16 protein-coding genes are annotated in these 22,080 nt (G+C 71.6%); 8 read left to right on the forward strand and 8 right to left on the reverse strand.

All coding sequences use genetic code 11. The features are described from left to right. Positions 1–97: 97 nt before the first annotated feature. The 6 genes from ACX938_RS06120 to ACX938_RS06145 form a co-directional block, all read right to left on the reverse strand. Positions 98–895: a sulfotransferase family protein gene (locus ACX938_RS06120; RefSeq protein ID WP_459430370.1), complete on the reverse strand. Its 798-nt coding sequence runs from the start codon at positions 893–895 to the stop codon at positions 98–100. Continuing rightward, the gene (locus ACX938_RS06125) at positions 892–1,620 is read right to left on the reverse strand and encodes a CatB-related O-acetyltransferase (RefSeq protein ID WP_459430371.1); all 729 of its coding nucleotides are present in this window, start codon (positions 1,618–1,620) and stop codon (positions 892–894) included. The genes ACX938_RS06120 and ACX938_RS06125 overlap by 4 nt, the downstream gene beginning before the upstream one ends. A gap of 1 nt (position 1,621) precedes the next feature. After that, entirely contained in the window at positions 1,622–4,153 is a 2,532-nt protein-coding gene (locus ACX938_RS06130; protein WP_459430372.1) for a glycosyltransferase, read from the reverse strand. A gap of 77 nt (positions 4,154–4,230) precedes the next feature. Beyond that, on the reverse strand, positions 4,231–5,052 hold the full coding sequence (gene kdsA, locus ACX938_RS06135; RefSeq protein ID WP_459430373.1) for a 3-deoxy-8-phosphooctulonate synthase: 822 nt from the start codon (positions 5,050–5,052) through the stop codon (positions 4,231–4,233). Further along, positions 5,049–5,837 carry a 3-deoxy-manno-octulosonate cytidylyltransferase gene (locus ACX938_RS06140; protein ID WP_459430374.1) on the reverse strand — a complete coding sequence of 263 codons (789 nt, stop codon included), beginning with the start codon at positions 5,835–5,837 and terminating at the stop codon, positions 5,049–5,051. Before ACX938_RS06140 ends, kdsA begins: the two co-directional genes overlap by 4 nt. Then, positions 5,834–6,817, reverse strand: coding sequence for a KpsF/GutQ family sugar-phosphate isomerase (locus ACX938_RS06145; protein WP_459430375.1), 984 nt, complete (start codon positions 6,815–6,817; stop codon positions 5,834–5,836). The genes ACX938_RS06140 and ACX938_RS06145 overlap by 4 nt, the downstream gene beginning before the upstream one ends. A 797-nt stretch (positions 6,818–7,614) precedes the next feature. On the opposite strand from ACX938_RS06145, the gene ACX938_RS06150 reads away from it, so the two are divergent. The 3 genes from ACX938_RS06150 (at position 7,615) to ACX938_RS06160 (ending at position 11,699) form a co-directional block, all read left to right on the forward strand. After that, entirely contained in the window at positions 7,615–8,934 is a 1,320-nt protein-coding gene (locus tag ACX938_RS06150) for a UDP-glucose dehydrogenase family protein (protein ID WP_232754405.1), read from the forward strand. A gap of 202 nt (positions 8,935–9,136) precedes the next feature. Next, positions 9,137–10,855, forward strand: a complete 1,719-nt coding sequence (locus tag ACX938_RS06155) for a CAP domain-containing protein (protein WP_459430376.1) — start codon at positions 9,137–9,139, stop codon at positions 10,853–10,855. Next, positions 10,848–11,699: an ABC transporter permease gene (locus ACX938_RS06160; RefSeq protein WP_459430377.1), complete on the forward strand. Its 852-nt coding sequence runs from the start codon at positions 10,848–10,850 to the stop codon at positions 11,697–11,699. Before ACX938_RS06155 ends, ACX938_RS06160 begins: the two co-directional genes overlap by 8 nt. A 125-nt stretch (positions 11,700–11,824) precedes the next feature. Here ACX938_RS06160 and ACX938_RS06165 read toward each other — a convergent pair whose 3' ends face one another. Both ACX938_RS06165 and ACX938_RS06170 read right to left on the reverse strand, forming a co-directional pair. Further along, on the reverse strand, positions 11,825–14,293 hold the full coding sequence (locus ACX938_RS06165; RefSeq protein WP_459430378.1) for a calcium-binding protein: 2,469 nt from the start codon (positions 14,291–14,293) through the stop codon (positions 11,825–11,827). Between the two features lie 151 nt (positions 14,294–14,444). Next, positions 14,445–15,530 carry a DUF2793 domain-containing protein gene (locus ACX938_RS06170; protein WP_459430379.1) on the reverse strand — a complete coding sequence of 362 codons (1,086 nt, stop codon included), beginning with the start codon at positions 15,528–15,530 and terminating at the stop codon, positions 14,445–14,447. A 127-nt stretch (positions 15,531–15,657) separates the two neighbouring features. Between ACX938_RS06170 and recF the strand changes: the two genes are divergently transcribed. The 5 genes from recF to ACX938_RS06195 all read left to right on the forward strand — a co-directional run bounded on the left by recF (position 15,658) and on the right by ACX938_RS06195 (position 21,978). Further along, a complete protein-coding gene (recF, locus tag ACX938_RS06175; protein ID WP_459430380.1) occupies positions 15,658–16,773 on the forward strand; it encodes a DNA replication/repair protein RecF in 1,116 nt (371 codons plus the stop codon). Next, on the forward strand, positions 16,770–17,390 hold the full coding sequence (locus ACX938_RS06180; protein WP_232754398.1) for a LysE family translocator: 621 nt from the start codon (positions 16,770–16,772) through the stop codon (positions 17,388–17,390). The genes recF and ACX938_RS06180 overlap by 4 nt, the downstream gene beginning before the upstream one ends. A gap of 80 nt (positions 17,391–17,470) precedes the next feature. After that, positions 17,471–19,888, forward strand: coding sequence for a DNA topoisomerase (ATP-hydrolyzing) subunit B (gene gyrB, locus ACX938_RS06185; RefSeq protein ID WP_232754397.1), 2,418 nt, complete (start codon positions 17,471–17,473; stop codon positions 19,886–19,888). 127 nt (positions 19,889–20,015) lie between these two features. Further along, positions 20,016–20,702 (forward strand): D-lyxose/D-mannose family sugar isomerase, encoded by a 687-nt coding sequence (locus tag ACX938_RS06190; RefSeq protein ID WP_459430381.1) that lies wholly within the window; start codon positions 20,016–20,018, stop codon positions 20,700–20,702. A 4-nt stretch (positions 20,703–20,706) separates the two neighbouring features. Further along, the gene (locus ACX938_RS06195; RefSeq protein ID WP_459430382.1) at positions 20,707–21,978 is read left to right on the forward strand and encodes a glycerate kinase type-2 family protein; all 1,272 of its coding nucleotides are present in this window, start codon (positions 20,707–20,709) and stop codon (positions 21,976–21,978) included. Positions 21,979–22,080 lie beyond the last annotated feature (102 nt).

Genomic DNA, 22,080 nt, shown 5'->3' on the forward strand with positions numbered 1-22,080 from the left:
GTTCGCTGCGCGGTGGCGGCGGCGCGGGACGGCGGGGCTGGGGCGTCTTTCGGGCAGGCGGCATGAAGCGACTCGGGTGGTTGGGGCCGGGATGAGCCTAGGCCCGGGCGGTTAACGTCTGGCAAAGAGGCGCCGGAAAGCGCGTGTTCACGGGCATGTCGAGGCGGGTCATCAGCGCGACGTCGGGGGCGACCCAGGCGGCGAGCCGGGCGGCGGCCTGCGGGGGCAGGCGCGCGGCGAGCGCGGGCCAGCGCGGGGCGGATCCGGGGCCGGCGTTGATGCGGGGGAGGTGGATGGGGCGCCCGGTCCAGCGGCTGAGGTCACGGGCGAGCGGGTCCAGGTCGCCGGTGTGGTAGAGGCCGGAAAGGCCCTGGGCGGCGCGATATGCGGCATCGACGAGCTGGCGGTCCGACAGGCCGTCGAGCTGTCGGCCGGCGCGGATTTTCCGGCTGGCGAGGTAGCGGCAATAGGGCGCGCGGTAGTGGTCCGTGATGAAGGCGCGCCAGGGGGGCGGGCCGGCGAAGAAATAGGCCTCGGCCGAGAGGGTGCTGACCTGGCGCAGGCCCAGGTGGTCGGGGCGGGCGAGCACTTCCGGTGGCAGGCTCCGGGCCTTGCGGCGGAGGTAGAAATAGAAGGAGGCGAGCCGTTCGAGCGGGTCGCGCAGCACGGTGAAGGCCCGGGCGCGCGGGCCGAGGCTGGCCAGCGCCTCCCAATCGATATGGCCGGAATAAAGCGCGTATCCGGGGGGGAGCTGGGCTGTGCCGGGGCCCGCCTGGCTGTGCAGGCGCACTGGCGAGATCGCGGCCTCGGGCAGGCCCTGGCTCAGCGCGGCATGCACGCTTTGGCCGGCGGTCTTGGGGATATGCAGGAAGATCAGCGGGGCCTCTGGGGTCATTCTGGCACCTCGGAAAGCGCGAGCCTGTCGAAGGCGAAATCGGGGTCGGATTTCATCGCCCGGAGCCCGCGCAGGAAACTGGCCGGGTCGGAGGGGTCGAGATGGGCAAGCTGCCAGGGGGCAAAGCGCCACCAGCGCAGATGCAGGAAGCCCGCGACGAGGTCAGGCGGGTGGCGCATGCGCAGGATCCGTGCTGGCGCGCCGGCGACCACCGCATAGGGCGGCACGTCGCGGGTCACGACGGCGCCCGCGCCGATCACCGCGCCGGGGCCGATGGTGACGCCGGCAAGCAGGATCGCGCCGTGGCCGATCCAGACGTCGTGGCCCACGGTGGTGTGCTTGAGGCGCGTCGGCGGGCCGCGGCTCGGGCGCGGGGGCGGGGTTGCGTGGTAGGCCTCGGATCCGGTGAACCCCGCGGCGAGGTCGAAGATCCGGTCGCCGAGGTAGAAGGCCGGGCTGGTCGAGGCCCAGTGCAGCGGGTGATCCTGGCGGCCGATCTGCACCTCTTCGCCGATCGAGACGTAGCGGCCGATGCGGGCGGCGCAGGCATAACCCGAGACCTGGTAGGAGAAGGCGCCCAGCTCGAGCTCCTGGTCGAAGCGGGTCCATTTCAGGCTGGCGGGCGCCTCGATGAAGCCACGGGGCGGCAGGGCGACGCGGCCGCCGGGGCGGGGCAGCGCCTCGATCCCGCGGGCGCGCAGCCAGTCGAGCGTGACTTCGACCATGTCAGCCGGTCCCGGTGGGCGGCAGGGGCGCGGCGCGGCGGGCCTCCGCGGCGGGGGCGGCCAGGACGGCGGCGCGGACGGCTTGGGCCATGCGGTCGGGCGCGCCGGGGTGATAGGGCAGGGCCGTGCCGTTGGGCGCGGCGGCGAGACTCGCGCCCTGGGCGCCGAGGTCGAAGCCCAGGACCGGCAGGCCGGTGGCCAGCGCCTCGTGCAGGGCGAAACAGAAGGTTTCGGGCCAGAGCGAGGGGATCAGCCAGTGCGTCACGCCCCGGGCGCGGGCGAGGGGCGCGATATCCTCGGGGTCATAGGCGCCGCTGCGGGTCACATGGGCGGGCAGGTCGAGGCCCGGGGCGATCTCTCCGATCAGGGTGAGCTGCAGGTCGTCGCCGCAGAGCCGCGCGAGTTCGGCGACCACGGGCGCGCCTTTCTGGAGTGAGATGGCGCCGAGGACGCCGATCACCGGGCGGTTCCCCGGAGTGGGGCGCGGCAGCGGCGCGGGCGTCAGCGCCAGGCGGTGCGGACGCAGGGTGATCCGGGGCGCGAGATCGGGCCAGGCTTCGCGCAGAAGGTCCGCCGAGGCCTCGGAGAAACAGGTGATCTGCGCCCGGGCGGCCAAACCGTGCCAGGCGGCGCGCCATTGGGTCAGCGGAACGCGGGTGCCGTCGGGGCGGCGGGCCTGATGCGCGGGGTCGCGGTCGCCGGGGGCGGGCAGCCCGCGGTAGGTGCCGGTGCTGTCGCAGAGCGTGTAGGAGGGCGAGAGCGGGAAGTAATCGTGCAGTTCCAGCTCGGCGCGGTCCTCGGGGCCGAGGAGACCCGCGATCAGCCCGGGCAGGGCCAGGGGGTCGGCATCGCCGACGCCGCAGGCATAGACCAGGTCCTTCGCGGGCAGGAGCGACAGATATTCCGCCAGCACCTTGGCGTCGGGCGTGGCGCCGCCGATCCGGCCCCAGGCGCTGAAAAGCGTGAGCTCGAACCGGTCGGGCCCGCCAAGCGCCACGCGCAGGGCCGGGCGGCCGGCGGCGAGTGCGCGCTGGATCCGGGCCTCGGTCGCGCGGGCGACGCCACCGCCGAGGCTGTGGGTGAAGATCACCTCGATCCGGGCCGGGCGGCTCACCTCAGCGGCCCAGGCCAGCGCCAGGGCGAAGCGCGGGCTGCCGAGCGGGTCGTCGGATTTGAAGGCGGCGACCTCGGCGTCGAAGCCGGGGTAGCGGGCGCGCAGCCGGGCGCCGTTGCGGCGCAGTAGCGCGGCTTTCTCGGGCCCGAAGCTGGCGCCGCCCTGGTGTTCGACGAAGACCCCCGCGTGGCCCAGGTGCCGCCCGCCCTGGGCGGCGATGCGGCGGCACCAGTCGACCTCTTCGCCGTAGCCGCGTCCGAAGGCGGTGTCGAAGCGCGGCAACCGGGCAAGCCAGGGCCGGGCGATGGCCATGCAGAAGCCGACGCCGGTCGGCAGCGGGGCCAGCGCGCCCTGCGGGTCGAGCCGGGCGGCCGTGGCATCGATCCGGTCGGCCATGCCGGGGCGCAGCGGCACCTCGCGGCAGATCGCCGGGACGGAGAGGATCTCGGCCGCGTTGGAGGCGGGCGTGACCGAGGCCACGCTGGGGTCGTGGGCCAGGGGGGCGAGCAGCCGCCGCGCCCAGTCGGGCGGCAGGAAGGCATCGGAGTTCAACAGCAGCACCGGCCCGCGTTCCGGCCTTTCGAGCGCCCGGGCGAAGCCCAGGTTCACCGCGCCGATGAAGCCGAGGTTGCGGCGCGTCTCGATCAGCTGCACGTGGTCGGCGCGGCGGGGATCGGTGGCCCACTCTTGCAGGAACGGGCGCACCCGTGGGTCGGTCGAGGCATCCTCGATCAGGATCAGCCGCCAGGGCAGATCGGTGTGCCGCGCGATGCGCTTCAGCACCTGCGGCAGCAGCGCGAAACCGTTGTGCACGGGCAGGACGATGGTGACATCCGGCGCGGCCTGGACCGGCGCCTCGGGCGCGGCGCGGATCAGCCCGGGCAGGAGCGGGCCGCTGCCCTGCGCAGGCGCAAGCCCCAGGATCGCCTTCACCCGCGCGCGGCAGCGCGGATCGCGGGTCCGCCGCCAGGCGAGCGCCGCGGGCAGGGCGCGCGCGAGCCGCAAAAGGAACCCCGGCAGCAGTGGCCAGAGCGGCAGCGCCGGGCGCGGGAGGCTGAGGTCGGGGATCACAGGGCGCCCGTCCTCGGGCTGGATCACCAGGCCGGGCGGGGCGCTTTGGGCGAGGTCGCGGGGCAGGGCCGGCACGCTCAGCCGGAAGCCGCCGCCGCGAAAGCCCGAGGCCGCCACGTCGGGGCGCGGCAGCGCCGCCTGGCCCGATGCCGACGCCCCGCCGAGGACCAGCCTAAGGCCGCGCGCCTCGGCCCAGCCTTCGACCCGCAGCCGCCCCTTGGCATAGGCCACGCGGTCGACATGGCCGATCCGCCGCCCCGCGCTGTTGCAAAGCGCGGGACCGGGCAGGGAGACCGAAAGGTGATGGGCCGCATAGAGGTGGAAAAGCGCCGCCAGCCGTCGCAACATCGCATTCTGCCTTCGCCGAGAACAATCCCGGCGGAGAAAACACGATAAGGCTTAAGGCGCGGTTTATGCCGCCCCGGTCAGCGCCCTTTCGTCAGGTCGTCGATCGCCGCGAGCCCCTTGAGAAGCGCGCCGAGCCGGTCGACCTCGACCATGTTGGGCCCGTCCGAAGGGGCGTTGTCGGGGTCCTCGTGGGTCTCGATGAAGACCGCCGCGCAGCCCACCGCCAGCGCCGCGCGGGCCAGCGGTTCGACGAACTCGCGCTGTCCGCCCGAGGAGCCGCCCATGCCCCCCGGAAGCTGCACCGAATGGGTCGCGTCGAAGACCACCGGGCAGCCGGTCCGCGCCATGATCGGCAGCGACCGCATGTCCGAGACCAGCATGTTGTAGCCGAAGGAGGCGCCGCGCTCGCAGAGCATCACCCGCTCGTTGCCGGTCGAGGCGATCTTGGCGGCGACATTCTCCATGTCCCAGGGGGCGAGGAACTGGCCTTTCTTGACGTTGATCGCCGCCCCGGTCTCGCCCGCGGCGATCAGCAGGTCGGTCTGGCGCGACAGGAAGGCGGGGATCTGCAGGACGTCGACGACCTCGGCGGCGGGCGCGCAATGCTCGGGAGCATGCACGTCGGTCAGGACGGGCACGCCGAACTCGCGCTTGATCTCGCCGAGGATCATCAGCCCCTCCTCCATGCCCAGCCCGCGCTTGCCGGCGAGCGAGGAGCGGTTGGCCTTGTCGTAGCTCGCCTTGAAGATCCAGGGCCGGCCCGCGGCCTCGGCGGCGGCGGCGATGCGCTCGGCCAGCATCCGCGCGTGATCCAGGCTCTCGAGCTGGCAGGGCCCGGCGATCAGCGCGAAGGGCTGGTCGTTGGCGACGGGGATCTCTCCGATGGTGACGGTCTTCATGCCAGACCCTCCTTTTTCAGAACCGCCTCGATGCGGGCGACATCGACGGGGTTGTTCAATTCCCAGAAGACCCGGCCGCGCGCCGAGACGGGCACGCAGGTCACCGGCCATCCGTTTTCCAGAAAGCGCAGCTGTTCAAGGCCCTCGGCGGCCTCGAGCGGGCCTTCCGCCCAGCCGCCGTAGGCCGCGAGCGCGGCGGGGCGGTAGGCATAGACGCCGACGTGGTGCCAGACCTCGGGCGGGGCGGCGAGGTCGGCCACATAAGGCAGCACCTCCTTGGAGAAATAGAGCGCCGTGCCGTCGCTGCGCATCACCGCGGTGGTGCCGCCGACCCGGCCCTCCTTGCGGTCGGCGAGGAAGTTCGCCAGCGTCGCGGGCTCGGTCTTCAGGACCGGCGTGGCCATCTGCACCTCGGGGCTATCCATGGCCTCGATCAGCGCCTCGAGGAACCAGGGCGGGGTGAGCGGCGCGTCGCCCTGCAGGTTGACCACCACCTCGGGGGTCTCGGGCAGCTGCGCCAGCGCCTCGGCGCAGCGTTCGGTGCCGTTGCGCGCGGCGCTCGAGGTCATCAGCACCTCGGCGCCGAAACCCTCGGCGGCGGCGCGGATGCGGTCGTCGTCGGTCAGCACGTAGACCGCATCGACCCGGGCGATGCCCTGGGCGGCCTCCCAGCTGCGGCGGATCAGGCTCTTCATCTCGCCACTGGCGCCGGTCAGCTCGACCAGCGGCTTGCCGGGATAGCGCGAGGAGGCGTAGCGGGCGGGGATGAAAACGACGGTCTTCATGCCACACCGGCCCGCAGCGCGTCGTGGATATGAACGAGGCCCGAGAGTGTGCCGTCCTCCTCGACCGCGAAAAGCGCCGAGATCTTGCGGCTGTTCATCAGGCCCAGCGCCTCGACCAGAAGCGCGTCGGGGGTGATGGTCGTGGGGGTGCTGGTCGCCACCTCGCCGGCCGTCCGGCCCATGAGCCCGTCGAGATTGCGCCGCAGGTCGCCGTCGGTGATCACCCCTTCGAGCCGCCCCTCGGCCACCACCGCTGCGACGCCGAAGCCCTTGGCGGTCATCTCCAGGAGCGTCTCGCCCATCGGCGTCTCGGGGGCCACGATGGGCAGCGCCGCGCCCCGGTGCATCACCGCGCCCACGGTCAGGAGCCGCGCCCCCAGCGTGCCGCCGGGGTGGAAGGCGTGGAAGCTGTCCCGGTCGAAGCCGCGCGCCTCCATCAGCGCCACCGCCAGCGCGTCGCCGAGCGCCAGCGTCATGGTGGTGGATGTCGTGGGCGCCATGCCGATTGCGCAGGCCTCGGGCGCGTCGGGCAGCACCAGCAGGTGATCGGCCTGGCGCGCCAGCGTGCTTTCGGCGTTGCGGGTGATGGCCACAAGCGGCACCCCGAAGCGCCGGCAATGGGCGATGATATCGGCCAGCTCGCGGGTCTCGCCGGAATTCGAGATCAGGATCGCCGCATCCTCGCGGGTGATCATGCCGAGATCGCCGTGGCTGGCCTCGCCCGGGTGCACGAATTGCGCCGGGCTGCCGGTCGAGGCCAGGGTCGCGGCGATTTTCGCGGCGATGTGCCCGGATTTGCCCATGCCCGAGAGGATGACGCGCCCGGGGATCGCGAGGAGGCGGGTGACGACGGGCTCGAAGTCCTCCGAGAGCTCCTCGGCGAGCCGCAGGAGGCCCGCGCTTTCGGTCTCAAGCACCATGCGGGCGATCTCGCGGGCCGGGCGGGGCGCCTCGGCCGGGGTCTCGGGAGCGGCTGTCATCTGGGCCTCGCGGGGTAAGTCAGGTTGCGCCCGGTGTAGCCGGGGCTGGCGGCGCTGTCCACGCGGGGGGAAGTGCGTGGTGTGGGGGGAGCTTGGGCAGGTGGGGCGCGAGGTTTGAGGTGGGGCGGGGCGCGAGGTTTGACGTGGATCCGGGTTCTGGCGGTTTGGTGCTGGGATTTGTCGGACACCATTCCGGTCCCACCCCAACGTTGATCATCTCAGCACCGTCCCCCTCTTGCGCCCGAATAGCATCGAAGATGCCGGGCGCGCGCCGGACCGGCCCGATGGGCCGGCGCTCCTTCGAATGGCGCGCTTAGCATGCCCCTAGCCCTGACCTTGCGTGGATAAAGCGCCTTGCTCAAAGGCCAGCAGCGCCGGCCCCCGGTCCGGCGCGCGCCCTCTGTTGGATCTTGTGGAGAGGTGGTTGGTTGTCAGGTCGCGCGCGGTTTCGGCTGTTCGCTAGATGGCCAAGTCTAGGACGGGACCATAAGGGGCGAACCAAACCTTGCGGGGCTTTCGTCGCCAAGATTATCGGCGACCATTGTTGAGGTGAGCGGTTCGCCCCCCAGTGGATGGCCCACCCGCGTCCCAGGAGCGCCACGCCCAACCTCCCGCTCTCCCCCGCCGCTCCCAGAACCACACCCACCGGACCCGCTCTGCCCAACCCCTCTCCGCCCAAAACACCCCCCGGCACCCCGCCGCCACACCCTTACCCCCGCGCGCGCCCGCACGTTGACAGCCCGTCCCGCCTGCATCACTGACGCGGGCAAACCTGACGTCTCCAAAGGGGTGCGCCCATGAAAATCGCGATGATCGGCACCGGCTATGTCGGCCTTGTCTCCGGGGTCTGCTTTTCCGACTTCGGCCACGAGGTCGTCTGCGTCGACAAGGACGCCCGCAAGATCGAGATGCTCGAGGCCGGCGAGGTGCCGATCTACGAGCCGGGCCTCGACGTGCTGCTCGCGAAGAACGTGGAGGCCGGCCGGCTCTCCTTCACCCGCGACATCAAGACCGCGCTCGACGGCGCCGACGCGGTCTTCATCGCCGTGGGCACCCCCACCCGGCGCGGCGACGGCCATGCCGATCTGACCTATGTCATGGCCGCGGCCGAGGAAATCGCCCGCACCGCGGATCACTACATCGTCGTGGTGACCAAATCGACGGTGCCCGTCGGCACCAACGCCAAGGTCCGCGAGACGCTCTCCGCCGCCAATCCCGACCTCGACTTCGACGTCGCCTCGAACCCCGAGTTCCTGCGCGAGGGCGCGGCCATCGACGACTTCATGAAGCCCGACCGCGTGGTCGTCGGGGTCGAGAGCGACCGCGCCGCCAAGGTCATGGAAGAGATCTACCGCCCGCTCTACCTGCGCGACTTCCCGATCGTGGTCACCGATCTCGAATCGGCGGAGATGATCAAATACGCGGCCAATGCCTTCCTCGCGACGAAGATCACCTTCATCAACGAGATCGCGGCGCTCTGCGAGAAGGTCGGCGCGGATGTGAAACAGGTCTCCAAGGGCATGGGCCTCGACGGGCGCATCGGCAAGACCTTCCTGCACGCGGGCCCCGGCTACGGCGGCTCCTGCTTCCCCAAGGATACCAAGGCGCTGGCCCGGATCGGCCAGGAACACGCCAGCCCGATGCAGATCACCGAGGCGGTCATCAAGATCAACGACGAGGTCAAGCGGCGCATGGTCGACAAGCTGCTCGACCTCGCCGACGGCAGCTTCAACGGCAAGCGCGTGGCGGTCCTGGGCGTGACCTTCAAGCCCAACACCGACGACATGCGCGACGCCCCGGCGCTGACCATCGTGCCGGCGCTCGTAGGCGGCGGCGCCAGCGTTGCCGTGGTCGATCCGCAGGGCCGCCGCGAAGGCGAGGCGCTCCTGCCCGGCGTGAGCTGGGAGGCCGACCCCTATGCCGCCGCCAAGGAGGCCGACCTCCTGGTGATCCTGACCGAGTGGAACGAGTTCCGCGCGCTGGACCTCAAGGTGCTGGCCGAGGGCATGCGCACCCGCCGGCTGGGCGATCTGCGCAACATCTACTCCGCCGAGGACGCCCGCGAGGCCGGCTTCGACGCCTATGCCGCGATCGGCCGGCTGGGCTACGCGGTCTGAGGGTTTTGCGCGGGCGGGGCGTTTTGCGTCCCGCCTGCGGGGCTCTCTCCGAAGGTGGCTCGCGTCGCTGGTTGCAGCGGGCCATTTCTCTGGGCTCCGGGGCGCAGACGTCCTGTAAAAGCAGCCCCAAAAATCCCCGCCGGTAACCCCGCCTTAACGTGGGCCTGCCATACCCCTGCCCCGAGGCAGGAGGCAGGCGGGCATGGCCATCTACATTCCCCCGCCCAGGGTCACCCCGACCGTGGCGGAGCAACATTACCTTTGCCTGATCAACCGCGACCGCGCCGATCCCGCGGGCGCCTTTGATCGGCTGATCGCCGAGGCGACGCCCGGCACCCAGGCGGCGCTGGTCTACTTCGGAGTCTCGCTTTCCGCGCTCGAGGCGCAGCTCGCGGCCTATGCGCCGGTCGCGCCCTTGGCCTGGAACGGCGCGCTCGCCACATCGGCCCGGACCCATTCGGCCCTGATCGTCGAATACGACGAGCAATCGCACAACCTGCCCGGGGAGCCGGGCCTCTACCAACGCATCACCGAGGCCGGATATGCCGACGCCCGCGCCCTGGCCGAAAACGTCTATGCCTATTCCGAGGGCCCGCTGCACGGCCATGCCGCCTTCGTCATCGACTGGGGCCTCGGCCCCCACGGCATGCAAAGCCCCGCCGGGCACCGCGTCGCGATCCTCAGCCCCACCTATACCGAGGTCGGCATCGGCATCCTCGGCGACAGCGACCCCGGCACCGAGGTTGGCCCCGAGGTGGTGACCCAGCACTTCGGCACCACCTGGTCGCACGAGCCGCAGTTCCTCGGCACGGTGATCGAAGATCTCGACGGCGACGGGGCTTATGACCCGGGCGAAGGGCTTGGCGGCGTCACCGTGACCGCGACCACCGAGGGCATGAGTTACGTGACCACCAGCTGGGCCTCGGGCGGCTACCAGATGGCCCTGCCGCCGGGCGACTATACCGTCACCTACAGCGGCGGCGGGCTCGACGGCACCGTGGTCGGCGCGCTGCGCATCGGCACCGAGAACGCGGCCCTCGACGTGACCGGCGACATGGCGTCCGCGCTGGGCGTGACCCTCTCGGGCACCGGCGGGACCGACGGGCTGAGCGGCTCCGACAGCCCGGACCTGCTTTTGGGCCGCGGCGGCAGCGACCTTCTCGAAGGGCAGGGCGGCGGCGATGTGATCGAGGGCGGCACCGGCCACGATTCGCTCTTCGGCGGCGCGGGCGACGACCATCTCTCCGGCGCGGGCGGCCTTGACGCGCTCGACGGCGGCGATGGCGCGGACACGCTGCTGGGCCAATCGGGCAACGACGCGCTGACGGGCGGCAGCGGCGCGGATCTCCTGCAGGGCGGCCAGGGCGCCGACAGCCTCTCAGGCGGGCCGGGCGCGGACCAGCTCGAAGGCGGCGACGGGAGTGATCTGCTCTCGGGCCAGGACGGCGACGACCGCCTGAACGGCCAGGCCGGGGCCGATACGCTCTCGGGCGGATCGGGCCGCGACCTTCTGCAGGGCGGCATCAACCGCGATTCGCTGGCGGGCGGCGAAGGCCGCGACCGGCTCGAAGGCGGCAACGGCTGGGACAGCCTGTCGGGCGGCGAAGGAGACGACACGCTCCTGGGCCAGGCCGGGGAGGACAGGCTCGACGGCGGCGCGGGCGACGACCTATTGCACGGCGGCATTGGCGCGGATGTCTTTGTCTTCACCTCCGGCGCCGGGCAGGACGAGATCGTGCACTACCAGCCCGGCATCGACGCCGTGGAGATCGACGCCGCCCTGGCGCCCCAGGGCCTTGCGGCGCTCGAGCATCAGGTGACCGAGGGCGACCTGACCCTGACCTTCGCGGGCGGCGAGATCCTGGTCTTCGATGGGATCGCGGATTTCGCGACAATCGAGGGGGACCTGACCCTTGTCTGACCGCGCCGTCTCCCGGGCCACAGGCGGCCCGCAGCCCCCGCCCGAGGCGCCAAACGACCTGCGCCCCGCCCGGGTGCCCATGCTCTCGGCCAGCCTGCGCGCCATCGGCGCCCTAACCCTGCGCGAGGTGGCAACCCGCTACGGGCGCAACCCCGGCGGTTTCGCCTGGGCGGTGCTCGAACCCGCGGCGGGCATCGCCTTCCTCTGCCTGGTCTTCCAGGCGGGCTTTCGCGCGCCGCCGCTCGGCACCAGTTTCGCGCTCTTCTACGCCACCGGCATCCTGCCTTTCTTCGCCTTCCTGATGACCTCCACCGCCGTGGCCCAGGCGCTGAACCGGGCGCGGCCGCTCATGGCCTACCCGCGGATCAGCGTGATCGACGTGCTCCTCTCGGCCGGCGGGCTCGCGGCGCTGGTGCAACTGGCGGTCGGCGCGCTGATTTTGGCGGGCATCCTCGCCTGGGACCCCGCAGCGGCGCGCATCGCGCCCGGGCCCATGGCGCTGGCCTATCTCATGGCGCTGAGCCTCGGCTTCGGGATCGGCACGCTGCTGGCGCTGCCGCTGACCTTCCACCCGCTCTGGCAGGTGATCTGGTCGGTGCTGACCCGCCCGCTGATCATCGTCTCGGGCGTGATCATCTTGCAGGAGAGGCTGCCCGACCCCTGGCGCGGCTGGCTCGAATGGAACCCGCTGGTGCATGTAACAGGCGCCGCTCGCCGCGCCGCTTACCCGGGCTACGCGGCGGAGTACCTCGACCCGGTCTATGTCTTCGCCCTGGCCGGCGGCACCGGGGCCTTTGGGCTCCTGATGCTGATCGGTTTCCACCGCGCGGCGCTGGAGGCGTGAGGGGCGGGCCCGCGCGCGGCGCGGAAGCCCTGAGCGGCAGCCACCCGCCCGGCACTGGAGCCGCGAGCGTCAGGCCTCACCCGAAGCCGGAGGGCCGAATGCCATGCACAAACACCTCCAGCCCCTCACAAAATCTCCAGGTCGTTCAACAGCGCCGCCGGGTTGCTCATCCCCGCGATCACTAGCCGCTCGCCCTCGGGGAAGCTGAAGACCAGGTCCTCGCCCAAGGGCGTCGCGTAACCCAGCACCTCCTCGGGCTCGAGCGGCGCGCCGCCCCAGAGCGCGGCGTCCAGCACCAGCGTGTCCACGTCGTTCTGGAACTCCGCAATCCGCGCGCTGCCCTCGGCGAAGACAAACACATCCGCCCCCGCCCCGCCGTCGAGCCAATCGGTGCCGGCGCCACCCTGCAAGACATCATTCCCAGACCCGCCGTAAAGCGTGTCGTCCCCGGACCCGCCGGTCAGCGTGTCGGCGCCGTTCTTGCCGACCATCCAGTCGTCGCCCGCCCCGCCCGAAAGCGCGTCATGCGCCAGCCCGCCGTCGAGGCTGTCGTCGCCCGCGCCGCCCTCGAGCCGGTCGTTGCTGCCGCCGCCGAACAGCGTGTCGGCGCCTTCGTCGCCCGCCAGCGTGTCGTTGCCGCCCTCGCCGTAAAGCGCGTCGTCCTCGGTGCCGCCCGAGAGGTGGTCGTGGTTGATCCCGCCGTAAAGCAGGTCCTCCGCCGCCCCGCCCATCAGCGCGTCGGGCCCGGCGTTGCCGGTCAGAAGGTCCGCGCCCTCGCCGCCGTCAAGCGTGTCGGCGCCGTCCTCGCCGGCCAGCGTGTCGGCGCCCGCCCCGCCTGACAGCGCGTCCGGCGCCTGGCCGCCCATCAGGCTGTCGGCGCCGCCGTCGCCCGAAATCACGTCCTGGCCGGCGTTCCCGGCGAGCCAGTCGGCCCCGTCGTCGCCCGAGAGGCTGTCCGCCCCGTCGAGCCCCGCGAGGCTGTCGTCGCCCGCGCCGCCGAAGATCGTGTCGGCACCGATCCCGGCGTTGACCGTGTCGTTGCCCGCACCCGCCGAGATCAGGTCCGACCCGCCGCGCCCGGTCACCGTGTCGTCGCCCGAGCCCGCCTCGAGCGTGTCCCAGCCCGGCGAGCCGGTCAGCGCGCGGTCGGGGTCGCTGGGCGCGGGCTGCCAATCCGGGGTCAGCCAGTCCGGCAGGAAGCGGTCGGGCGCGGGCAGGATCGAAGCCACGACCTCTTCGGGCGAGAGCGGCGCGCCCGAGGCGCTTTCGATGCGCAACACCTCCTCGCCGACCAGCGACATGAAGCGGATCTCGGCCCCGGTGGCGCTGGCGTTCACGGTGAGCTGCGAGGGGTCGCGGTAGAAGGCCCAGCCCGAAAGGTCGAGCCTGTCCTGCGCCGGGTCGAAGCCCTGGATCACGTCGCTCTCGGCATCGGCGGTCAGGGTGAAGAGATCCGCCGCCGCGCTGGCGGTCAGTGTGTCGCTGCCCGGCCCGTCTTGCACCCGCGCGCCCGAGAGGCCCACGGAAAAAAGGCTCATGCCCTGGTCGCCCTCGCCCAGGGTGGCGAGGCCGATCTGCCCGCCGCCCGCGTCGTAGAGGATCAGCCCCGAAAGCGCGGTGAGCGCGGTTGTGGGCGTGTCCTCCAGGGCGCCGAGGTGCAGGAGCGTGCCGGTCTCGGAGAGCTCGAAGAGGCTCACGCCGTCGTCGCCGCCGCCCGCCGCGAGATAGGCCCTGCCGTCGAGGACCAGGCTGTCCATCTGGGTCACCGCGGCGAAGCGGCTGTGGCGGTTGTCCATCAGGTGGTCGGTCAGCACCGGGCCCGCGGGCGTCAGCGCGAAGACGCTGAGCGAGCCGGTGCCCGCGGCGCCGAGAACCGCGTGGGGCGTGCCGCCGACCGAGACAACCTCGACCGTCACGTCGCCCGAGATGCCGGGGTTGGCCGCGTCGCCCAGCGCGGCCTCGAGGCTCAGCGTGCCGTTCGGGCGGATCTCGTAGAGCTGCAGGAAGTCTTCGCCCGCGCCCACGGCGACCAGCTGGCCGTTGATCACGGCAAGGTCGGTGAGGCCGGGCGCATCGGCTGCTCGGCTGCCCGAGGAGACGAGGGACAGCTGCCCCGAGCCGCTCAGCTCCCAGACCATCGGGGTCGTGCTGCCGGGCGCAATGCCGTAGAGGAACAGCCGCCCGTCGACGCTGTGCAGCGCGATGTCGCTCAGGTCCCGGGGCACGCCCGCGCCATAGGTGTCCACCCCGATCTGCCCGCCGAAGGAGCCGTCGTCATTGACCCGCAGCATCACCAGCCCGGCGGGTGCGGCCCCGGTCAGAAGCGCCACCGCCTGGCCCGAGGGCAGCACGGCCTGGGTGATCTCGGGCGTGACGCCGGCCACCGCGCCGCCGGGCAGGAACATCTCGCTTTCCGCCCGGGGGGCGCCGCCGGGCGCGTCCCAGGTGCTGAGCCGCAGGGCCGCGTCCTCGCCCGCGATGACCTGCAGGGTGACGCCTTCCGGCCCCTCGTGAAGTGCCAGGGCGCGCAGCCCTTCGATCTGGCCTGCCGCCGTGGCGAAGACCGAGCCCTCGTGATTAAAATCCGCCTGCATTCCATCCCCCGAATGCTGAAGTTCCCCGCGCCAGGAGTGACCGGGGCGCGGGGCGGGGACGGGTGGAATTCGGGGCGGAAGCGGGGCGAACCCGCGCAATGCGGCGGGATTTCTTAACCCGCTGTTAACCAGGTCCTAGCGCGGCCGGGGCTCAGTCCCAGCGGCCGAGCGCCATGAGCCGCACGGCGCAGCTCTCGCCGCTGCCGAAGTCGATCTGGCCCGCCTGGCGGTAGAGGCTGACCGCGCAATCGGCGCCGCTGCCCGGGGCGACGAGGACCGGTCCCAAAGCGTCGAGACCCGGGCTCAACCCGCCCGCGCTGCCGGGATCGAGCGTGCCGCTGACCCAGGGCGCGGCGGAGAAGGCCGCCGGGAAGCTCCAGGTCGCGCCGAGGTGGGCGCCGTCGATCCGTGTCAGCGTCAGCGTCGTCCAGGCCAGCTGCAGCCCCGAGGCCAGCCGCAGATGCGCCACCCCCTGTTCGAAGACCGCGCCCGAGGGGGCGCCCGCGGCGAAGGCAACGGTGCCCAGAAGCGTGCCGGGCCCGTAGCCCCAGTCCGCGCGCATCAGCCGGCCGGGCGTGGCGTCCTCCGGCGTCGCCTGCACCGCGGCGCCCGAGACATGGCCGGTGGCGGGGTCGATCACCAGCGCGTCGGTCCAGCTCGCGCCGTCGGGGCTGACCTTCAGGGCGAAGGCGTCGGAGCCAGCGGTGCCCATCTCGGCCCGGCCCGACCAGTTGGTCTGGAAGAGAAGGCTCGCGGTGTCGCCCGCGGCGGCCTTGTTGATCTTCAACTGGTGGCCCGCGCCCTCGTGGGTGAAGAGCGTCGCGGGCGCGGCCAGGGCCAGCCGGTTGGTGGCGTCGCTTGTGGCGTTGATGCCAATGCCGGGCAGGTTCTGCAGCTCGGGCTCGAGGTCCTGCCAGGCCGCGCCGTCCCAGACGAGTAGCCGCGCCTCCGCGACGACCCAGGCGCGCCAGCCGGAAGTGGGCGAGGTGAAGCGCCAGCCGCCGCTTTCGAACTCCGCGATTTCCCGGGCGTGGCCGGCCCAGTCGCCGGTCGGCGCGGCACCGACGATGTAGCGCGCGGCCTCCGCGGGCGCGACCGGCGGGGCGTCGAGGTCGCGCGCGGTGACCGCAAGCTGAGTGACCAGGTCGAGCCGCCGCAGCGCCTCGTTGAAGGTGACGTGTTTCTGCGCCTGCGAGGGCGCTATGAACGGCAGGGAAAGCGCGGCGGATGAATACATGCGGGCCTCGGGGCTGACGGGCGGGCCTTCAGCCTGTGGCGGCATGGTTAACCGCCTCTGCAGGCCGCGCGCGTTGCGCCCCCGCGCGGCCCTTTTCTTGCCCGGTCAGAGCGGCGATAAGCGGGCCATGTCCGAGACGCTGTTCCTCGAGAGGCTGACGCTGTCGCACTTCCGCTCGCACCGCCGCGCGGTGCTGGATGTCGACGCGCGGCCGCTGGCGATCTACGGGCCGAACGGCGCGGGCAAGACCAACCTTCTCGAGGCGGTGTCGCTGTTCTCGCCGGGGCGGGGCATGCGCCGGGCCTCGGCCGAGGCGATGACCCGCCGCCCCGAGGCGATCGGCTGGAAGCTCGGCGGCCAGGTCGCGGGCCCGGGCGGCCGCAGCGAGGTGGCCTTTGTCTCGGAGCAGGGCCAGCCCCGGCAGGTGCGCATTGACGAGAAGGCCCAGCCGCAGGTGGCGCTGGGCCGGCTGGTGCGGGTGCTCTGGCTGGTGCCCTCGATGGACCGGCTCTGGATCGAGGGCGCCGAGGGGCGGCGGCGCTTCCTCGACCGGATGACGCTGTCGTTCTTTCCCGACCACGCCGAGGCGAGCCTCGACTACGAGAAGGCCATGCGCGACCGCAACCGCCTGCTGAAGGACCAGGTCCGCGACGCCCATTGGTATCGCGCGCTCGAAGCGCAGATGGCCCGCACCGGGGCGCAGATCCAGGCCAACCGGCAGGAGGCGCTGACCCGCATCGCCGCCGCGCAGGAGGGGGCCGAGACCGCCTTTCCCGCCGCCGAGCTGGAGCTGAGCGCCGGTGAGGGCGAGCTTTATGCCGAGGAGGTCGCGCTGGGCCTCGGGCTCGAAGCCAGCCGCCCGCGCGACCTCGCCGCTGGGCGCACCCTGATCGGCCCGCATCGCGCCGACCTGATCGGCACCTATGCCGCCAAGGGCGTGCCCGCGGCGGATTGCTCCACCGGCGAGCAGAAGGCGCTGCTGATCTCGCTGATCCTCGCCAACGCCCGGGCCATCGCGGCGGATTTCGGCGCCCCGCCGATCCTGTTGCTCGACGAGGTGGCCGCACATCTCGACGCGGGTCGCCGCGCGGCGCTTTACGCCGAGGTCACCGCGCTTGGCGCCCAGGCCTGGATGACCGGCACCGGCCCGGAGCTCTTCGCCGAGCTCGGCGGCGCGGCGCAATACGTCGAGGTTACCGAGGACAAGGGCGAAAGCCAGGTCACCCAGAAGGAAACCCCATGACTTTAGGCCCCGGCGATCTCGCGCTTTACGCGGGTGCGCTTTTCATCCTGTTCCTGACCCCCGGCCCGGTCTGGGTGGCGCTGGTCGCCCGGGCCCTGGCGGGAGGCTTCCACGCCGCCTGGCCGCTGGCGCTGGGCGTGGTCGTGGGCGACATGATCTGGCCCTTCCTGGCAATCCTCGGCGTGTCCTGGATCGTCTCGGTCTACGGCGGCTTCATCGTGGCGCTGCGCTGGGTCGCGAGCTTAACCTTCCTGGTCATGGGCGCGCTGATCCTGAAGAACGCCGAGGCGGACCTCTCGCGCGACAGCCGGCTGACCCGGCCCGGCGTCTGGGCGGGCTTCGCCGCCGGGCTTGCGGTGATCATCGGCAATCCCAAGGCGATCCTGTTCTACATGGGCATGCTGCCGGGCTTCTTCGACGTCTCGCGGGTGACCTGGGTCGACATGGCGGTGATCTCGCTGATCTCGGCGCTGGTGCCGCTTTGCGGCAACCTGGTGCTGGCGCTCTCGATCGACCGGGTGAAACGGCTGCTCTCGAGCCCCGCGGCGGTGCGGCGCACCAATCTGACCGCGGGCGCTCTGCTGATCGCGGTGGGGCTCCTCATTCCCTTTACATGAAGCGCAAAATCTGGGGCGGTTGCGTGACAATCCCCACCAGACTTCGTATAAATTGCCCGGCAAGAACAAGGACATCACGCATGGCAGAGAGCGCAGCCGCGCCCGAGGAATACGGCGCCGGATCTATCAAGGTTCTCAAGGGCTTGGAAGCCGTCCGCAAGCGGCCGGGCATGTATATCGGCGACACCGACGACGGCTCGGGCCTGCACCACATGGTCTATGAGGTCGTCGACAACGGCATCGACGAGGCGCTGGCCGGCCATGCGACGCTCGTGCGGGTGAAGATTCACGCCGACAACAGCGTCTCGGTGGCGGACAACGGCCGCGGCATCCCGGTCGACATCCACGAGGAAGAGGGCGTCTCGGCGGCCGAGGTCATCATGACCCAGCTGCACGCGGGCGGGAAGTTCGACCAGAACTCCTACAAGGTCTCGGGCGGCCTGCACGGCGTCGGCGTCTCGGTGGTCAATGCACTGTCGGACTGGCTGGAACTGCGCATCTGGCGCAACGGCCGCGAGCATTACGCCCGCTTCGAGCGCGGCGAGACCTCGGAGCATCTGCGCGACGTGGGCGACGCCGAGGGCCAGAAGGGCACCGAGGTGCGCTTTCTCGCCTCGACCGACACCTTCTCGAACCTCGACTACGACTTCCACATCCTGGAAAAGCGCCTGCGCGAGCTGGCCTTCCTGAACTCCGGCGTGCGGATCCTGCTTGAGGACGAGCGCCCCGCCGAGCCGCTGCAGAGCGAGCTGTTCTACGACGGCGGCGTGAAGGAATTCGTGAAATACCTCGACCGCAGCAAGCATCCGATGATGCCCGAGCCGATCTACATCACCGGCGAGCGCGACGGCATCGGCGTCGAGATCGCGATGTGGTGGAACGACAGCTACCACGAGACCGTGCTGCCCTTCACCAACAACATCCCCCAGCGCGACGGCGGCACCCATATGGCGGGCTTCCGCGGGGCGCTGACCCGGACCCTGACGCGCTATGCCACCGACAGCGGCATCGCCAAGAAGGAAAAGATCAGCTTCACCGGCGACGACGCCCGCGAGGGGCTGACCTGCGTGCTCTCGGTCAAGGTGCCGGACCCGAAGTTCTCCTCGCAGACCAAGGACAAGCTGGTGTCCTCCGAGGTGCGCCCGGCGGTCGAGAGCCTGATGAACGAAAAGCTGGCCGAATGGTTCGAGGAGAACCCCAACGAGGCCAAGATGATCGTCGGCAAGATCGTCGAGGCGGCCATGGCCCGCGAGGCCGCGCGCAAGGCCCGCGAGCTGACCCGCCGCAAGACCGCGATGGACGTCAACTACCTCGCCGGCAAGCTGAAGGATTGCTCCGAGAAGGACCCTTCCAAGACCGAGCTCTTCATCGTCGAGGGTGACAGCGCCGGCGGCTCGGCCCAGACCGGGCGTGACCGCGGCACCCAGGCGATCCTGCCGCTCAAGGGCAAGATCCTGAACGTCGAGCGCGCGCGCTTCGACCGGATGCTGTCCTCGCAGGAGATCGGCAACCTGGTCATGGCGCTCGGCACCGGCATCGGCCGGGACGAGTTCGACATCTCCAAGCTGCGCTACCACAAGATCGTGCTGATGACCGACGCGGACGTCGACGGCGCCCACATCCGCACGCTGCTTCTGACCTTCTTCTACCGGCAGATGCCCGAGCTGATCGACGGCGGCTATCTCTATATCGCCCAGCCGCCGCTCTATAAGGTCGCGCGGGGCAAGTCCGAGGTCTACCTCAAGGACACCGCCGCGCTCGAGGATTACCTGATCCAGCAGGGCACCGACGGGGCGCTTCTGCAGCAGGGCAACGGCGAAGAGATCACCGGCCAGGACCTGGTGCGCGTGGTCGAGGAGGCGCGGCAGCTCAAACGCGTGCTCGAGGCCTTCCCGACGCATTACCCGCGCAACATCCTCGAACAGGCGGCCATCGCCGGGGCCTTCGTGCCGGGCGCGGTGGACAGCGACCTGCAGGGCGTGGCCGACCGCGTTGCCGCGCGGCTCGACCTGATCGCGCTGGAATACGAGAAGGGCTGGCAGGGCCGCATCACCCAGGACCGCGGCATGCGGCTGGCGCGTATCCTGCGCGGCGTCGAAGAGGTCCGCACGCTGGACGGCACCATGCTGCGCTCGGGCGAGGCGCGGCGCACGGGCTCTTTCACCGAGAGCCTGCAGGCGGTCTACGGCGCCCCGGCGGTGCTGCAGCGCAAGGAGCGCCGGCAGATGATCCACGGGCCGCTGGAACTGCTGCAGGCGATCCTCGAAGAGGGCGAGAAGGGCAACCAGCTCCAGCGCTACAAGGGCCTGGGCGAGATGAACCCCGACCAGCTCTGGGAAACCACGCTCGACCCCGACGCGCGGACGCTCCTGCGGGTGACGGTGGACGACATGGCCGAGGCCGACGACCTCTTCACCAAGCTCATGGGCGACGTGGTCGAACCCCGCCGCGAGTTCATTCAGCAGAACGCGCTGAGCGTGGAGAACCTGGACTTCTGAGGCAGCGCCGGCCCTTCGCGGGCCGGTGCCTCCCAAAGGCGACGGTGCCCCGGGGCGGCGGCTGGAACGCCGCCCGACCGCCGGGAGGCCGCGCCCCGCCCCCCCCACCCCCGCGCAGGAGAGCCGCATGAAACGATCCGAGGTCAACGACATCCTGCAATCGGCAGATGCGATGATCCGCCATTACGGCTTTGCCCTGCCGCCCTTCGCCTATTGGACGCCGGGCCAGTTCCGCGACCGGGCGGAGGACGCGCGGCATGTCATCGACGCGCGCTGCGGCTGGGACATCACCGACTACGGCAAGGGCCGCTTCGACGAGATGGGGCTCTTCCTCTTCACCCTGCGCAATGGGCGGCTCTCGGACCTCACCACAGGGCGCGGCATGTGTTACGCCGAGAAGCTGCTGATCACGCGGCAGGACCAGCTCAGCCCGATGCACACCCATGCCATCAAGGCCGAGGACATCATCAACCGCGGCGGCGAGACCCTGGTGATCGAGCTTTACGGCTCGGACGACCAGGGCGGCTTTGCCGAGGATCGCGGCGGCCGGGTGATGTGCGACGGCATCGCGCGGGACTACGCCCCCGGCGAGAAGCTGCGCCTGGCCCCGGGCGAGAGCGTGACGCTCATGCCCGGCGACTGGCATGCCTTCTGGGGCGAGGGCGGCGACGTGCTGGTGGGCGAGGTCTCGACCGTGAACGACGACGAGACCGACAACATCTTCCGCGAGAAGATCGGCCGTTTCGCCGAGATCGAGGAAGACTGCGACCCGCTGCACCTCCTGGTCAGCGACTACGCCCGCTGGCTGTCCTGAGCCTATGGCTGGCCCCGGTGATCCGCGCGCCTTTCTGACCGGCCTTTTCCGCTGCGCGGTCGAGGTGGCGGATCCGACGCGGGTCCTGCCCGCGCATCTGCCCGAACGCCGGGCGGGCCGTCTCGTGGTAATCGGCGCCGGCAAGGCCAGCGCGCGCATGGCCGAAGCCGTGGAGGCGGCGCTTGGCCCCTGCGAGGGGCTGGTGATCACCCGCTACGGCTACGCCCGGCCCACCGAGGGCATCGAGATCGTCGAGGCGGCGCATCCGGTGCCCGACGCCGCGGGTGTCGCGGCGACCCGGCGGATGCTGGAGCTGGTGGGCGGCCTCGGGCCCGAGGACCGGGTGATCGCGCTGATCTCGGGCGGCGGCTCGGCGCTGCTTTGCGCGCCCGCCGAGGGGATGACGCTGGAGGACAAACAGGCGGTCAACGCCGCGCTTCTGGCCTCGGGCGCGCCGATCGGGGCGATGAACGTGGTGCGCAAGCACCTCAGCCGGGTGAAGGGTGGCCAGCTCGCCGCCGCCTGCCATCCCGCGCGGCTCCTGTCGCTGATGATCTCGGACGTGCCGGGCGACAACCCCGCCGAGATCGCCTCGGGGCCGACGGTGGGCGAGACCAGCACCGCCGCCGAGGCGCGCGCGATCCTGGCGCGCTACGGCGTCGATCTGCCCGAGGCGGCGCGGCGCGTGCTGGCGGGCCGCTCGGGCGTGGTGGCGCCGGGCGATCCGCGGCTTGCCGGGGCCGAGACCCGGATCGTCGCGGCGCCCTCGCAGTCCCTGGAGGCCGCGGCCGAGGCCGCCGAGGCGCAGGGGCTCGAGGTGCGGCTGCTGGGCGACGCGCTCGAAGGCGAGGCGCGGGAGCTGGCGGCGGAACAGGCGGACAAGGCGCTGGAGCTGCGCGCCGAAGCTGCGGCCAGTGGCCGGCCGATCCTGCTTCTCTCGGGCGGGGAATGCACCGTGACCCGGCGCGGCGACGGCGTGGGCGGGCCCAACGCCGAGTTCACCCTGGCCGCGGCGCTGGCGCTGGACGGGGCGCCGGGCATCCACGTCCTGGCCTGCGACACCGACGGGGTCGATGGCGCGGCGGAAGTGGCGGGCGCCTACGCCGGCCCCGAGACGCTGGCCCGGGCGCGGGCGGTAGGCGTCGATCCCGAGGCCGCGCTGGCGCGGAACGACGCGCATCGCTTCTTCGAGGCGCTGGGCGACCAGGTGGTGACCGGCCCGACGCTGACCAATGTGAACGACTTCCGGGCGGTGTTGATTCTGCCGGACGGGTGAGTGCGGGGGTTCGGCGAGGGGCGTGGCGGGCGGCCTTCGGTCGTTGTTATCACGCCCGTCCCAACGAGCCTTGCCACACGGCTTGATCGTGCCGCTGCGCTC

This window comes from Roseivivax sp. (assembly GCF_054552075.1).